The sequence below is a fragment of the Streptomyces sp. CA-243310 genome (genome assembly GCF_050936775.1).
In the GTDB taxonomy this organism is placed as follows: domain Bacteria; phylum Actinomycetota; class Actinomycetes; order Streptomycetales; family Streptomycetaceae; genus Streptomyces.
The window spans coordinates 1,371,965-1,385,466 of record NZ_JBNJMF010000001.1 but is presented as its reverse complement, the minus strand read 5'-3'; the positions used below and the strand labels follow the sequence as shown (position 1 = coordinate 1,385,466).

Here is a 13,502-nt window from a genome sequence, read left to right as displayed (position 1 = left end):
CCCTCGCGGGCCGGGGCCCGTCGGCGATACGCCGACGGGCCGGCCCTCCCGAGGGAGCGCCGGCCCGTCTTTCGCCACGACAAGCGGTGCGTCAGCCGCGAAGGGCCTGGACCGCGGCTTCCAGCCGCTTGCCGAAGTCGCCGTCCGCCTGGCGGAAGTTGTCGATCGCGCGCTCGACGATGTCGTCGCGCGAGACCTTGGCGATGAACCCGGACAGGTTCTCGATCAGCCGGGTCTTCTCGTCCTCCGAGTAGAGGCGGTAGAGGTTGCCGGCCTGGACGAAGTCGTTGTCCTCGCCGTGCACCGCGGCCGGGTGGTTGCCCGTGCCGCCCGTGAGGGGAACCGACTGCCACAGCGGACGGTCGATCTGGTGCGGGCCGCCGAAGCTGTTCGGCTCATAGTTCTTCGCGCCCTTGTGGCGGCCGTCGTACAGGTGGCCGTCACGGGAGTGGGTGCGCGCCTCGGTGGCGTGCGGGCGGTTCACCGGCAGGTGGTCGGCGTTGATGCCGACGCGGTAGCGGTGGGCGTCGCCGTAGCCGAAGAGACGGCCCTGGAGCATCTTGTCCGGGGAGGGGCCGATGCCGGGGACGAAGTGGGCCGGGCTGAAGATGCTCTGCTCGACCTCGGCGAAGACGTTCTCCGGGTTGCGGTTGAGCTCAAGCTTGCCGATCTCGATCAGCGGGTAGTCCGCGTGCGGCCACACCTTGGTGAGGTCGAACGGGTTGAAGCGGTACCCGGCCGCCTCGGCCGCGGGCATGATCTGGACCTGGACGGTCCAGGACGGGAAGTCGCCGCGCTCGATGGCCTCGCGCAGGTCGCGCTGGTGCGAGTCGGGGTCCTCGCCGGCGAGCCGGTTGGCCTCGTCCTGGGTGAGGTTCTTGATGCCCTGGTCGGTCTTGAAGTGGTACTTGACCCAGAAGACCTCGCCGGCCTCGTTGTTCCACTGGAACGTGTGCGAGCCGAAGCCGTTCATGTGGCGGTAGGAGGCCGGGATGCCGCGGTCGCCGAAGAGCCAGGTGACCTGGTGGGTCGACTCGGGGCTCAGGCCCCAGAAGTCCCACACGTTGTCGGCTTCCTGCGAGCCCGTGTACGGGTCGCGCTTCTGGGTGTGGATGAAGTCGGGGAACTTGATGGCGTCCTTGATGAAGAACACCGGGGTGTTGTTGCCGACGAGGTCGTAGTTGCCCTCTTCGGTGTAGAACTTCAACGCCCAGCCGCGGGGGTCGCGCACCGCGTCGGCGCTGCCGAGGTTGCCCGCGACGGTGGAGAAGCGCAGGAACGTCTCGGTCTCCTTGCCGACCTCGGACAGGAACTTCGCCCGGGTCCACTGCGAGACGTCGCGGGTGAGCGTGAAGGTGCCGTAGGCGCCGGCGCCGCGGGCGTGCACCACACGCTCCGGGATCCGCTCGCGGTTGAAGTGCGCGAGCTTCTCCAGCAGGAGCTGGTCCTGGACCAGGACGGGCCCGCCGATGCCGGCGGTCTCGCTGTTCTGGTTGTCCGCGACCGGAGCCCCGGCCTCCGTGGTGAGCGGTCCCTGCGTCACGTGCGCCTCCTGCGTCATTCCTGCCTCGTCCTGCCCTCGACCCACCTTCGGGCCGTGCCGTACTCGATCCTACAATGGACATTGTCCAAGTCAAGCAAGCATCCAATCTCGCACTCGTTCGGGAGTTACACGGAGTCCCCGCGCTGTTAGGCTGGCGTCCATGAGTGACCTGCTGCAACGACTCCGCGGACGCGGATGGCGCATGACCGCACAGCGGCGCGTCGTGGCCGAGGTGCTCGACGGTGACCACGTTCACCTGACGGCAGACGAGGTGCACGCACGGGCCGTGACCAGGCTGCCGGAGATCTCCCGGGCGACCGTCTACAACACCTTGGGCGAGCTCGTGTCCCTCGGCGAGGTCCTGGAGGTGTCCACGGATCGCCGCGCCAAGCGGTACGACCCGAACGCGCACCAGCCGCACCAGCACCTGGTCTGCGCCCTCTGCGGCGCGATCCGCGACGTCCACCCGGCCGGCGACCCGCTGGCCGACCTGCCCGCCGGCGAACGCTTCGGCTTCGTGGTCTCCGCCGTCGAGGTGACGTACCGAGGGGTCTGCCCGAACTGCGCGGTCGCCTGACCCACCCCGAACGGCACGAGGGCCCGGAAGCACGACGCTTCCGGGCCCTGCTCGTTCGTGACGCGCTTTCCATCCGGGAACGATCCGGAAACGACCGAAGGCCCGGATCCATGGGATCCGGGCCTTCGACCTTCAGTAGCGGGGACAGGATTTGAACCTGCGACCTCTGGGTTATGAGCCCAGCGAGCTACCGAGCTGCTCCACCCCGCGTCGGTAAACCCGACTGTACGGGAGGCGTCGCGGCAGATGCAAATCGGTTAACCGGCCAACCCTCGCAACAGAAGAGCGGTGAGGGTGTCGACCACCTCGTCGTCGTCGAGCGGGACCCCGGCGGTCATCGCCGCGTAGCCGAGCATCGAGATCATCGACCCCATGGCCGCCGCGACGAGCCCGGGATCGCCGGGCAGCGGCCGACCCTGCTCGCGCATGTACTCCAGGTGTCGACGCAGCGGGCCCGTCTCCCGCGTCAGCCGCTCCCACGCCCGACCGGCACCCGGGGGCTCGGTCATGGACTTCTGGAAGAGGGCCACCACGACGGGCAGGTGATCCCGGAAGACCCCCCAACTCGCGGCGACGTGCGTACGGAGCTGCGCGGGATCGGCGAGGTCGTGCTCCCGAGGGTGCTCCTCGGCCCCCACGGCCGTGTCGACCTGGGCCCCCATGTCCGCGAGCAGCGCTTGGAGCAGCTCCTCCTTGCCGGCGAAGTGCTCGTAGAACGCACCGGTGGAGCGTCCCGCCGCCCGGGTGATGTCGGTGATCTTCGTCTGGGCGTACCCCCGCTCCAGGAACAGCCCTCGGGCGGCCTCCTTGAGCGCCGCCTCCGTGCCGGCCGCCCGCTCCTTGCGCACTCCCACCGGGATCCCCTTGCCGCTTGACTCCGTCGTTGCGCCGTCATCATACTGAATCGAGTTTCACCGAATAATGATTCAGTGAATGTAGATTCAGCGAGAAGGGCACAGTCATGCGCATCTCAGTCATCGGTGGCGGAGTGGCCGGAGCCGCGAGCGCCGTCGCCCTGCGCCGGCGCACGGGCGCCGAGGTCACCGTGTACGAGGCCTACGAGGACCCGGCCGGCATGGTGGGCTCGTTCCTCAGCCTGGCCGTCAACGGGCAGCGCGCCCTGGAGACCCTGGGCTGCCTCCCCGCGGTCCGCGCGGCCGGTTTCCAGGTGGCGCGCCAGCGGATGTGGTCGGCGTCCGGGAAGCTCCTCGGCGAGGTCCCCCGGGGCCGGCTCGCCTCCGACACCCTGCACAGCACGACCCTGCTCCGCGGACGCCTGGTGGAGGTCCTGCGGGCTGAGGCGGTGAGCGCCGGCGCCCGGATCGTCACGGGCGAGCGGGTCCGCGCCGCGGACGTGGACGGGGACCTGGTGGTGGCTGCGGACGGCATCTGGTCCGCGTCCCGCCCCGCCCTGTCGGCGACGGCCCCGGTCCCGCGGTACGCGGGGCTCTACAGCGTGTCGGGGGTCTCGCGGGGCCCGGACCTCGACCCGGACACCTACCACATGGTGTTCGGGCGGCGCGGGGCGTTCCTGTACGTCCCGGCGTCGGACGGCTCGGTCTGGTGGTCGGCCCAGGTGGCCTCGCCGGAGCCCCCGGAGAGCGCCGAGGTGACCCTGCCGCTGCTCGCGGAGCTGTACGCCGGGGAGGCCGGGCCGTCGGAGATGCTGGCGTCCGCGGTACGGGTCGATCGTGCGATGCCGATGCACCGGATGGCAGAGGTACCCGTCTGGCACGACGGCCGCACGGTGCTGATCGGGGACGCCGCGCACCCGGTGGGCGCGGGGCAGGGCGCCTCGATGGCCGTCGAGGACGCGGTGGCCCTGGCCGGATGCGTGGCCTCGGCCCCCTCGGTCCGCTCCGCCCTCGACGCGTACACCCGCCTGCGCCGCCCCCGGACCGCCCGCATGGGCAGGTCGGCCGGTGCGAACCGCGACTCCAAGACCCCGGGCACCCTGCAACGCCGCGTCAACGACGCCCTGATGCCGCTCGTCTTCCGCCACGCGTACGCCCGCTCGACGTCATGGCTCTACCGCTGACCCCGAACGGCGCCTCTCAGCCGTTCGGGGTCGGGCGGGTCGGGCGGGTCGGCCGAGTCAGGCCGAGAGTTCCTCGGCCAGCGCGTCCCGCAGCCTGGCGGCCCGTTCCGAGACCTCCGCCGGCCCCAGCTCCATGGCCCGCACGCACCACTTCTGCCCCTCCGTCAGGTCCCCCTGCCGCGCGGCCAGCAGCCCCAGTCGCAGCGCGGCCCGGCCGTGTCCGGACACCGCCGCCCGCGTCCACCACAGGGCGGCCTCCGGCTCGTTGCCCTCCCGTGCCAGCAACAGCCCCAGGTTGAAGGCCCCGTTGCGGGAGCCGGCCTCGGCCGCCTCCCGGTACCACCGCGCCGCCATCGCCAGATCGCCGCGCGCGGCGGCCAGCATCCCGACGCGCACCTGCGCCCGCCGGTGCCCGTGTTCGGCGGCCCGCTCGTACCACTCCTCGCTCTCGGTGCGCGCGGCGCCGCCCGCGGACTCGCCGAGGGCCGGCGGCTCCGGCGGCGGGGCCAGCGATTCCAGCAGCGAGGCCAGCCGGAAGGCCGCCTCCGCGCTGCCGCCGCCCGCCGCGCACCGCAGGTGGCGTTCGGCGGCCCGCTCCTCGCCGTCCCGCACGAGGGCGATGCCCACCTGCAACGCCGCGTCGGTGTGCCCCGCCGAAGCGGCCCGCTCGTACCACTTCAGCGCGGTGCGGTCCTCGTCCCGACCGGCGAAGAGGATGCCCAGGTTGAAGGCGGCGTCCACGCTGCCCGCCTCCGCCGCCTTGGAGAACCACGGCTCGGCGCCCTCGGTGTCACCGCCCTGCAGCAGCAGGATGGCCAGCGCGTTGGCCGCCTCGCGGTGGCCCGCGTACGCCGCGCGCCGGTACCACTGCTCGGCCTGCGCGGTCCGCTCCTGCGCGGCGCACAGCAGGGCGAGGTTGTAGGCCCCGTTCTGGTCGCCCGCGTCCATGGCGGCCCGGTACCACTTCTCGGCCGTCTGGGTCTCCCCGCGCGCGGCGTGCAGCGCGCCGAGCGCGTTGGCGGCGTTGCCGTCCCCGTCCTGGGCGGCCCGGTGCCACCAGGCGGCCGCGCTGTCCTCGTCGCCCGCGTCGCGCAGCAGGAACCCCAGGGCGCAGGCCGCCCGGGCCTCCCCCTGCTTGGCGGAGGTCAGGTACCAGCGCCCGGCCTCCTTGAGTTCCCCCCGCGCCTCCAGCAGCGCGCCCAGGTGCAGGGCGGCCCGGCGGTGTCCGCGCGCGGCGGCCTGCCGGTACCACTGCTCGGCCTCGGCGGGGTCGCCCTTGCGCAGGTGCCGCGCCAGTCGGTACGCGGCCTCGCGGTGCCCCTGCTCGGCGGCCGCGCGGAACCAGCGCTCGACGCCCCGGTCCCCGCGGTGCTCCAGCAGGTCGGCCAGTCCGTACGCGCCCAGGGCGTGGCCGGATTCCGCCGCCTGCCGCAGCCAGTACTCGGCGGCGGGCTCGTCCCCCCGCTCGCGGTAGTAGCGGCCGAGGGCGTGCGCGGCGGGTGCGGATCCGGCCACGGCGGCGACGCGCCACCAGCCGGCGGCCTCCTCGGGGTAGCCCCGCTGGTGAAGCAGCACGCCGAGGTTGTTGGCGGCGGCCCGGTCGCCCTCGCCGGTGGCTCCGCGCAGGTACGGCTCGGCCCCGGCGAGGTCGCCGCGGCGCAGCAGCAGCGCCCCGAGCACGCTCATGGCGCCGGGGTCGCCCTTGTCGGCGGCCACCCGGTGCCGGGCTTCCAGCTCGGCGTCACTGGCCACGTCGGCTTCGCCGAAGGCTTCGTCCGCGAAATCCGCATCGGTCAGTGCGGTCTGCGCGTCAACGGTGCGAGCCGCCTCAACGGCTCCCGTGTCCGGCTCGGCCTCCGCCCTCACAAACCGCCCTGTCTCCAGCAGAGTTGACCTGTCCCCCATAAATCCCATCGTCGCATCACCTGCTACCCGCGTACACCTGGTATGTCGCAGCCAGTGAGGTCACTACAGCGTTTTGTCGACATGCCCACAGAGAGACAAGTCAAACACGCTCCTGCCCCAACTCACCCGCCCCAGCGACCCCGTGTCTGTCACGCGTTCGTCACGCGTGCTGTCCGCGCCCCGTCGCGAACACGACGAAGGCCCGGATCCCATGGGATCCGGGCCTTCGTTTTCAGTAGCGGGGACAGGATTTGAACCTGCGACCTCTGGGTTATGAGCCCAGCGAGCTACCGAGCTGCTCCACCCCGCGTCGGTGAAACCACAGTAGCACGACGCGGGACGGAGCCATCACCAAGTGATCGTCAGCCTCCGGACTTGGGGGCCGTGATCTTCGCCTCGGCGTCGATCGCCCGCTGAAGCGCCGCCTTGATGTCCTCCTGCGCCTTGCCGAACGCCGTCCAGTCACCGGACTGGCGGGCCTTCTCGGCCGCCTCGATGGCCTTCTGCGCGTCCGACAGCGCCGCCTTGACCGTGGGGTCCTGGGCGGTCGGCGGGGTGACGGTTCCTTCGCCCGGCGGGTTCTCCGGGGTCACGGGCACGGTCGGCGCCTCCGCCCCGAAGACCACGTTCAGCGCCTTCTCCAGCGTGTCCTCGAAGGCCGTCTGGCCGCCGTAGGTCACCAGCACCTTGCGCAGCAGCGGGTACTTCAGGTTGGAACTGCGGACGTACACCGGCTCCACGTAGAGCATGCCGCCGTCCAGCGGCACCGCGAGCAGGTTCCCGTACTCGACCTCGGAGTCTCCACCGCGCAGCAGGCGGATCGACTCGGCGATCTTCGGTTCGGACTGGAACTTGCTCTGTACCTGCTTGGGGCCGTCGACCGGCTTGCTGGTCGGCAGCTTCAGGATTCTGATCTTGCCGTAGTCCGGGGTGCCCGGCTCGGCGTTGACCGCCATGTAGGCGCTCAGGTTGTCCCGCTCGTTCGGCGTGAACGTCGTCGTGAGCGAGAAGACCTGGTCCTTCTCCTGCTGGCCCGGCATCTTCATCGACAGGTAGTACGGCGGAAGCGCCGTGCCCGCCTTGACGGTCGGGTCGTCCGGGACGGCCCAGGCCTCACTGCCGCTGAGGAAGGTCTGCGGGTCCGTGACGTGGTAGCGGGTGAGCAGCTCGCGCTGGACCTTGAAGAGGTCCTGCGGGTAGCGCAGGTGGTCCATGAGCGCCTTGGGGATCTCGCTCTTGGCCTTCACCGTGCCCGGGAACGCCTTCATCCACGTCTTGAGGACCGGGTCCGCCTTGTCCCACTGGTACAGGTCGACCGTGCCGTCGTAAGCGTCGACGGTCGCCTTCACCGAGTTGCGGATGTAGTTGACCTGGTTCTCCTGGGCGACCACCGCGCGCTGGCTGTTGGTCAGCGAGTCCGCGGTGCTCTGGCCCAGCGTGGTGCGCGAGGCGTACGGGTAGCCGTTGGTCGTCGTGTAGGCGTCGACGATCCACTTGATCCGGCCGTCGACGACCGCCGGGTACGGCGCCCCGTCGATGGTCAGCCACGGCGCGACGGCCTCGACGCGCTCCTTGGGCGTGCGGTGGTAGAGGATCCGCGAGCCCTCGCCGATGGCCCCGGAGTACAGGATCTGCGGCTCGCTGAAGGAGAGCGCGTACGCCGCCCGGTTGACCGGGTTGTCGAGGTTGACCCCGGAGTCGCCCTTGTAGCTCGTCTCCTTCTCGCCCTTGTCGTCCGAGTAGTCGAGCTCCTTCTGCGGTCCGCCGACGATCGAGTACTGCTTCGTCATCTCGCCGTAGTAGATGCGCTGCTCGAAGTCCGTGCCGAACATGCCCTTGGAGGGCAGGTCGGACTGGGTGAAGTCGGGGGCGCCCTGGTCACCGACGGTGGTGCCCTTGGCCGCGACGACGCCGTAGCCGTGGGTGTACTTGAAGTGGTCGTTGATCCAGTTGTTCTTCGGGATGCCGCCGATGTTCAGCTCGCGCAGGCCGATGACCGTGTCCTGGCCGTTGTACCGGTCCACGGCGAGCGTGGACGGGAAGCCGTAGTAGCCCTTGACCTGCTGGAGCTGCTGGAAGGCCGGCGAGACGATGTTCGGGTCGAGGAGACGGACGCTGGCCGTCGTGTCCGCGGTCTGGCGCAGCTTGGTCTTGTCCTCGGTCTGCGGTACGCCCGGGTACTCCTTGACCTCGGACTGGGCGATCCCGTAGGCGTCGCGCGTCGCCTTGATGTTCTTCTGGACGTACGGCGATTCCTTGGCCTGCTCGTTCGGCTGGACCTGGAACTTCTGCACGATCGCCGGGTAGAGCCCGCCGATCAGGATCGCCGAGAGGACCATCAGGCCGAAGCCGATGACCGGCAGCTGCCAGGTGCGGCGCCACAGCGTGGCGAAGAACAGGACCGCGCAGATCGCGGCGATGGCGACGAGGATCGTCTTGGCCGGCAGGTAGGCGTTGGCGTCGACGTAGCGCAGACCGGTCCAGTTGTCGGCGGCCTTGAAGTCGCTGGACTTCACGGCGAGGCCGTACCGGTCGAGCCAGTAGGCAATCGCCTTGAACGTCACGAAGAGGCCGAGGAGCACCGACAGGTGCCCGGTGGCCGCGGCGGTGGCCCGGGCGCCGGGGCTGGTGACGCGCAGTCCGCCGTACAGGTAGTGCACGACGGCGGCGGCGATCACCGACAGGACGATCGCGGCGAAGCCGAAGCCGAGCAGGAAGCGGTACCAGGGCAGGTCGAAGGTGTAGAACGACACGTCCAGGCCGAACTGGGGGTCCTTCTGTCCGAAGGGCACCCCGTTCACGTACATCAGCCAGGTCTTCCACTGGCCGGCCGCCGAGGCGCCCGCGATCAGGCCGATGATCGCGGCGATGCCCAGGAGCAGCCACTTCTTGTACGGCGCGACGCTCATGCGGTAGCGATCGAGGCTCTGCTGCTCCATCGACATCGCGCTGAGCGGCGGCCGCAGTCGGTGCGCCAGCCAGATGTTGAACCCGACGGCACCCGCCATCAGCAGGCCGAAGACGGCGAAGAGGCCGACCTTGGTCCACAGGGTGGTGGTGAAGACCGAGGAGTACTGGACGGATCGGAACCAGAGCCAGTCGGTCCAGAAGCCCGCGAACATGATGAACAACATGGCCAGGACGGCGAGGACGCCCAAGGTCATCAATAGAGTCCGGGCACGCCGGGACGGGCGGCCGACTCTCATCCGTGGCCCGGAAGGGCCTCCGCCGCGGTCCGGCATCTGGAAAGCCAAGGTGCGCACCTCTGAAAGTCGCTGGGTCTGGTCATCAACGGGCCCCCGATCGTAGAGCCCACTCATGCAACTTACTGAGGCTTTAGTCAGTTCCCGGTATCGGGTGGAAAGGAGGCAGGATGTTGTCCATGTCCAACCTTTCTCCTTCCGCCGGCACCCCGATGGCCGCCTCCCCGCTGACGCGCGCCGTCCTTGAGATCGACGAGTACGCCTCCACCCTCGGCTGGGACAAACCGGCCCGGCTGTTCGCCCTGGTCGACACCGCCAAGCTGCGCAAGCAGGAGCCGGGCCTCGCCCGGCAGCTGGGCCTCGACCAGGACGACGCGGGCAAGAGCCAGCTCACCCCGATCGAGCAGGACGAGGTGCCCGCGGGGACCCCGCTGGACAAGTTCCTGGGAACCATCGCCTGGCCCGCCGCGATCGTCGGCTGCGCGCTGACCGTGGAGCGCCTGATGCTGCCGCCGTCCGCGGAGGCCTCCGTCCCCGAGGGGCTCGGTGACAAGCAGCTGGCGAAGTGGGTCGCCGCACATCCGGACCGGCAGGAGGTGCGGCTGACCGTGGGTGTCCTGCGGGACGGGTCCCGTGAGTCGGCGGTCCGGCTGCGCGAGAAGGACTCGTCGACCGAGGTGCTGACGGGCGCGACCCTGGTGCCGGGGCTGGCCGAGGCGCTGGCCGCGACCTTCCTGGACTGACCGGACCCGGTCAGTCCCGTCAACCCGCGCGTACCCGCGCGCGTATCCGTCGGGGGCCGGTCAGGGCTTGCCGCACTTCGGCAGCCCTGCCGTCTCCCCCTTGGAGATCTTCTCCAGCGCCTTGGTGGCGTCGTCGATGGTGGACACCTTCACCAGCGTGAGGCCGTCCGGCACGTGGGAGGAGGCGGCGGCGCAGTTGTCGGCCGGGGTCAGGAAGTACTCGGCTCCGGCCTGACGGGCGCCGATGGTCTTCATCTGGATGCCGCCGATCGGTCCGACCTTGCCGTCGTCGTCGATGGTGCCGGTGCCGGCGACGAACTTTCCGCCGGTGAGGTTCTCGGGGGTCAGCTTGTCGACGATGCCGAGCGCGAACATGAGACCGGCGCTCGGGCCGCCGACATCGGCGAGGTTGATGCCGATCGGGAACGGGAAGGTGTGGTCGATCCCGGCCCGGATCCCGACGATGGCGTGGCCGTCGTCCTCCGCCTTGCCCGTGGTGACCTTGATCTTGGCGGTGGCGCCGGGCTCGCGGTTGGCCTTCTCCGCCTCCGCCATCTCCTTCGCGGGGACGACGACGAACTCGACGGGCTCCCCGACCTTGTGCTTGGTGACGAGCCTGGCCACGTCGGCGGCCTCGGCCACGGGGGTTCCGTCCACGGACTTGATCACGTCGCCGGCGTGCAGGCTCCCCTCGGCGGGGCCGCCCTTGACCACGGAGGACACGATGACGTGCGGGGTGACGGGGATCTTCAGCTGCTTGAGCGCCGCGACCTTGGCGCTCTCCTGGGACTGGCTGAACTCCTCGGCGTTCTCCTGCGTGGACTGCTTCTCCGTCTTCCCGTTCGGGTAGAGGTTCTCGTGCGGTACGACGATGTTGTCGCCGGACAGCCAGCCGTACGCCGCTTCCAGCAGGTTCATGTCGTAGTCCGCGCCGGTGACCCGGACGGTCGTCATGTTGAGGTGACCGCTGGTGGGGTAGGTCTTGTGCCCCGAGATGCCGAGGACCGGCTCGCCACGCGAGTCCCCGAGCGTGTTCACCGTGGGGCCCGGGCTCATCTCGGAGTACGGGACCTTCAGGAACACCCCTGCGCAGAGCAGCGCGAACAGGACGAGGGTGGAGGCGAGCATCGTCGCGGTGCGGCGTGGCATGGATCGACAGTACGGGACGCCCCTGGCGGGCGGCCCGTGGGGCCGGGCCGTACGGGGTCGTGCGCGGGAACTCTCAGGCGATTCTCAGGGACTCGCGGGACGCCTCAGGCGGCATCGGAACCGGAGTGCGCCTCCGCCTTCGTCCTGGTGTGGTCGGTCTTGTCCATGACCTCGCGGAACCTCGCGTAGCCGGCCAGCTCGGATATGTCGCCGGATGTCCGGTCGCGAGCCGCCCAGCTGCCCCATATCGCCGCGCCGATGGCGGCGAACAGCGGAATCAGCAACCACGCCAATGACGCCATGGACGTGCCTCCCTGCCCCGAAAGTACGTGTCGTTGGTGGCTTCAACGCTCGTGCCCGGAAAGGGGTTACGCAAATCGGGGGCGTGTTGCGCGGCCGAACGGGTGCGAGGCTACCCCCTTGCGGGGGCGGCCCCGCGACCGGGGGTGTATCGGGGGTGCGGAGGTCGCGCGGGAGGGTTCAGCAGGCGCCGACCCACTCCTCCGATCCGTCCGCGAACGTCTGGTGCTTCCAGATCGGCACCTCGTGCTTGAGGTCGTCGATCAACATCCGGCAGGCCTCGAAGGCCTCGCCGCGGTGCGGGCAGGACACGGCGACGACGACCGCGAGATCGCCCACCGCCAGGTCGCCGACGCGGTGGACGGCGGCGAGGGCGCGGACCGGGTACTTGGCCACGACGCGCTCGGCGACGCGGCGCATCTCGGCCTCGGCCGTCGGGTGGCAGGAGTAGCCGAGGGAGTCCACGTCCGCTCCGCTGTCGTGGTTGCGCACGGTGCCGACGAAGAGGGTCGTCCCGCCCGTCGCGTCGTCCCCGACGGCCTGGAAGACCTCGTCGATCGAGAGCGGGGTCTCACGGATTTCGAGCAGGCGGATCGGGTCCGGAGCGGCCTGCTCGCCGGGGTGGTCGAAGTGCGGAGCCATACAGCCATCGTGCACCACGGCTTTCGGATCGCGGTAGAGCCGATTCGACCGGCTGTGCGACCCGGTCGTATGGAGCCTCCTACAGGACGTGGGGCTCCGGCCCGCTCTCGACCGTGGCCCGGCCCGACCTCGATCCGACCTCGATCCGGCCCCGACCCGCATCCCGGGCCCGCCCCGGGCCGGCGGTCCGGGGCGGGCGTCGGCCCGGCGTCTCAGATCCCCCGGCGCTTGCGGGCACGGCGGACCGCGGCTGCCGCACCGAGGAGGGCGACGGTCGCGCCGGCGGCGCCGGCGGCCGTGGCGGCGTCCTTGCGGCCCAGGCGGCGGCCCGCGACGGTGTGCCGGCCCGCGACCTCCTGGAGCAGTTCGGCGAGCACTTCCTCATTGGTCCAGCGGGGCCGCCAACCGGCCGCGTGCAGTCCGCTGACGCTGACCACCCACGGGTGCATCGTGTAGGCGAGGTCGCCGGCCGGGGAGGGCGTCAGGCCGATCCGGTGGAGTCGGGCCGCGGCGCCCAGGGCGACCGCGGAGGGGAGCTCCATGCGGCGGATGCCGCTCAGCTCCTCGACCTCCTCCTGCTCCAGCCAGCCCTCGCAACCGACCGCCAACTCGCCCTCGACCTTCTCCAGCGCCGCGTACTCCAGGGCGCTGACCAGGTCCTCGACGTGGCAGAACTGCCAGGTGGGCCGGGATCCGGCGACCACGAGCAGGCGCGGCGACTCGAAGTACCGGGTCAGCGCCGTGTCGGTGCCTCCGACCAGGACGGCGGGGCGCACCACGGTGACGTTCAGCCCGGGGTGCGCGCGGGGTGCCCGGCGACCGAGCCGCTCGATCTCCAGCAGGTCCCCGACGCCGGTGGCCTCGGCGGTGGCGCGCAGCTCGGAGTCCTCGGTCAGCGGGATGTCGTTGTCCGGGAGCGCCCCGTAGACCATGGCGGAGGTGCACAGCACGACCCGGTGCACCCCGGCCGCGGCGGCGGCCGTCAGGACGGTCTGGGTCCCGCGCACGTTGTACGCCGTACGGGCCGCCGGATCCGTTTCGAGGTCGAGATCGAGCGCGAGGTGGACGACGACGTCCGCGCCGCGCAGCTTCTCGGCAATGGCGGGGTCCCGTACGTCCAGGACGTGCCACTGCGCGGCCGCGCAGTCGCCGCGGCGCTCGTCGATCGCGACGACCTGCTTGACCTCGTCGGATTCGACGAGGCGGGCCACCAGGGCGGCGCCGACGCCGGACGCGGCACCGGTCACGGCGATCACCGGGTTGTGCCGGCGGAGGCCGTTCTCGTTTCGCGTCTGGCGAACGTCAGGGGCGCTGTCACCGTGCTCAGGGCTGTCTTCGGCGTCCTGCGGCGCGCGGCTGTGCTTGTCCGAAAGCTGCGGATCCGGGGAACTCACCAGGCGTC

11 protein-coding genes and 2 tRNA genes are annotated in these 13,502 nt (G+C 70.8%); 3 read left to right on the top strand and 10 right to left on the bottom strand.

Going from position 1 to position 13,502, the window contains the following annotated elements; translation table 11 throughout:
- Positions 1 to 91: 91 nt before the first annotated feature.
- Positions 92 to 1,561, bottom strand: coding sequence for a catalase (locus ACQEVM_RS06605; protein ID WP_433075996.1), 1,470 nt, complete (start codon positions 1,559 to 1,561; stop codon positions 92 to 94).
- Positions 1,562 to 1,703: 142 nt separating this feature from the next.
- On the opposite strand from ACQEVM_RS06605, the gene ACQEVM_RS06600 reads away from it, so the two are divergent.
- Positions 1,704 to 2,120, top strand: coding sequence for a Fur family transcriptional regulator (locus ACQEVM_RS06600; protein ID WP_433075994.1), 417 nt, complete (start codon positions 1,704 to 1,706; stop codon positions 2,118 to 2,120).
- Positions 2,121 to 2,256: 136 nt separating this feature from the next.
- Here ACQEVM_RS06600 and ACQEVM_RS06595 read toward each other — a convergent pair.
- Both ACQEVM_RS06595 and ACQEVM_RS06590 read right to left on the bottom strand, forming a co-directional pair.
- Positions 2,257 to 2,330 (bottom strand) — tRNA-Met (locus tag ACQEVM_RS06595).
- Between the two features lie 47 nt (positions 2,331 to 2,377).
- Positions 2,378 to 2,974, bottom strand: a complete 597-nt coding sequence (locus ACQEVM_RS06590; RefSeq protein WP_433075992.1) for a TetR/AcrR family transcriptional regulator — start codon at positions 2,972 to 2,974, stop codon at positions 2,378 to 2,380.
- Between the two features lie 107 nt (positions 2,975 to 3,081).
- Here ACQEVM_RS06590 and ACQEVM_RS06585 point away from each other — a divergent pair, with 107 nt between their 5' ends.
- A complete protein-coding gene (locus ACQEVM_RS06585) occupies positions 3,082 to 4,158 on the top strand; it encodes an FAD-dependent monooxygenase (RefSeq protein WP_433075990.1) in 1,077 nt (358 codons plus the stop codon).
- A gap of 57 nt (positions 4,159 to 4,215) precedes the next feature.
- Here the strand turns inward: ACQEVM_RS06585 and ACQEVM_RS06580 are convergent, their stop codons facing one another.
- From ACQEVM_RS06580 to ACQEVM_RS06570, 3 genes are all read right to left on the bottom strand, one after another.
- Complete coding sequence (locus ACQEVM_RS06580; RefSeq protein ID WP_433075988.1) at positions 4,216 to 6,072, bottom strand: tetratricopeptide repeat protein; 1,857 nt, start codon at positions 6,070 to 6,072, stop codon at positions 4,216 to 4,218.
- A 227-nt stretch (positions 6,073 to 6,299) separates the two neighbouring features.
- Positions 6,300 to 6,373, bottom strand: a tRNA-Met gene (locus ACQEVM_RS06575).
- Positions 6,374 to 6,425: 52 nt separating this feature from the next.
- Positions 6,426 to 9,305 (bottom strand): UPF0182 family membrane protein, encoded by a 2,880-nt coding sequence (locus ACQEVM_RS06570; RefSeq protein ID WP_433079845.1) that lies wholly within the window; start codon positions 9,303 to 9,305, stop codon positions 6,426 to 6,428.
- Between the two features lie 131 nt (positions 9,306 to 9,436).
- Between ACQEVM_RS06570 and ACQEVM_RS06565 the strand changes: the two genes are divergently transcribed.
- Complete coding sequence (locus tag ACQEVM_RS06565) at positions 9,437 to 10,009, top strand: PPA1309 family protein (RefSeq protein ID WP_433075986.1); 573 nt, start codon at positions 9,437 to 9,439, stop codon at positions 10,007 to 10,009.
- Between the two features lie 60 nt (positions 10,010 to 10,069).
- Here the strand turns inward: ACQEVM_RS06565 and ACQEVM_RS06560 are convergent, their stop codons facing one another.
- From ACQEVM_RS06560 to ACQEVM_RS06545, 4 genes are all read right to left on the bottom strand, one after another.
- On the bottom strand, positions 10,070 to 11,158 hold the full coding sequence (locus tag ACQEVM_RS06560; protein WP_433075984.1) for a YlbL family protein: 1,089 nt from the start codon (positions 11,156 to 11,158) through the stop codon (positions 10,070 to 10,072).
- Between the two features lie 104 nt (positions 11,159 to 11,262).
- Positions 11,263 to 11,460, bottom strand: coding sequence for a hypothetical protein (locus tag ACQEVM_RS06555; RefSeq protein ID WP_433075982.1), 198 nt, complete (start codon positions 11,458 to 11,460; stop codon positions 11,263 to 11,265).
- Positions 11,461 to 11,638: 178 nt separating this feature from the next.
- A complete protein-coding gene (locus ACQEVM_RS06550; RefSeq protein WP_433075980.1) occupies positions 11,639 to 12,100 on the bottom strand; it encodes a molybdenum cofactor biosynthesis protein MoaE in 462 nt (153 codons plus the stop codon).
- Positions 12,101 to 12,312: 212 nt separating this feature from the next.
- Positions 12,313 to 13,494 carry an SDR family oxidoreductase gene (locus ACQEVM_RS06545; protein WP_433075978.1) on the bottom strand — a complete coding sequence of 394 codons (1,182 nt, stop codon included), beginning with the start codon at positions 13,492 to 13,494 and terminating at the stop codon, positions 12,313 to 12,315.
- Positions 13,495 to 13,502 lie beyond the last annotated feature (8 nt).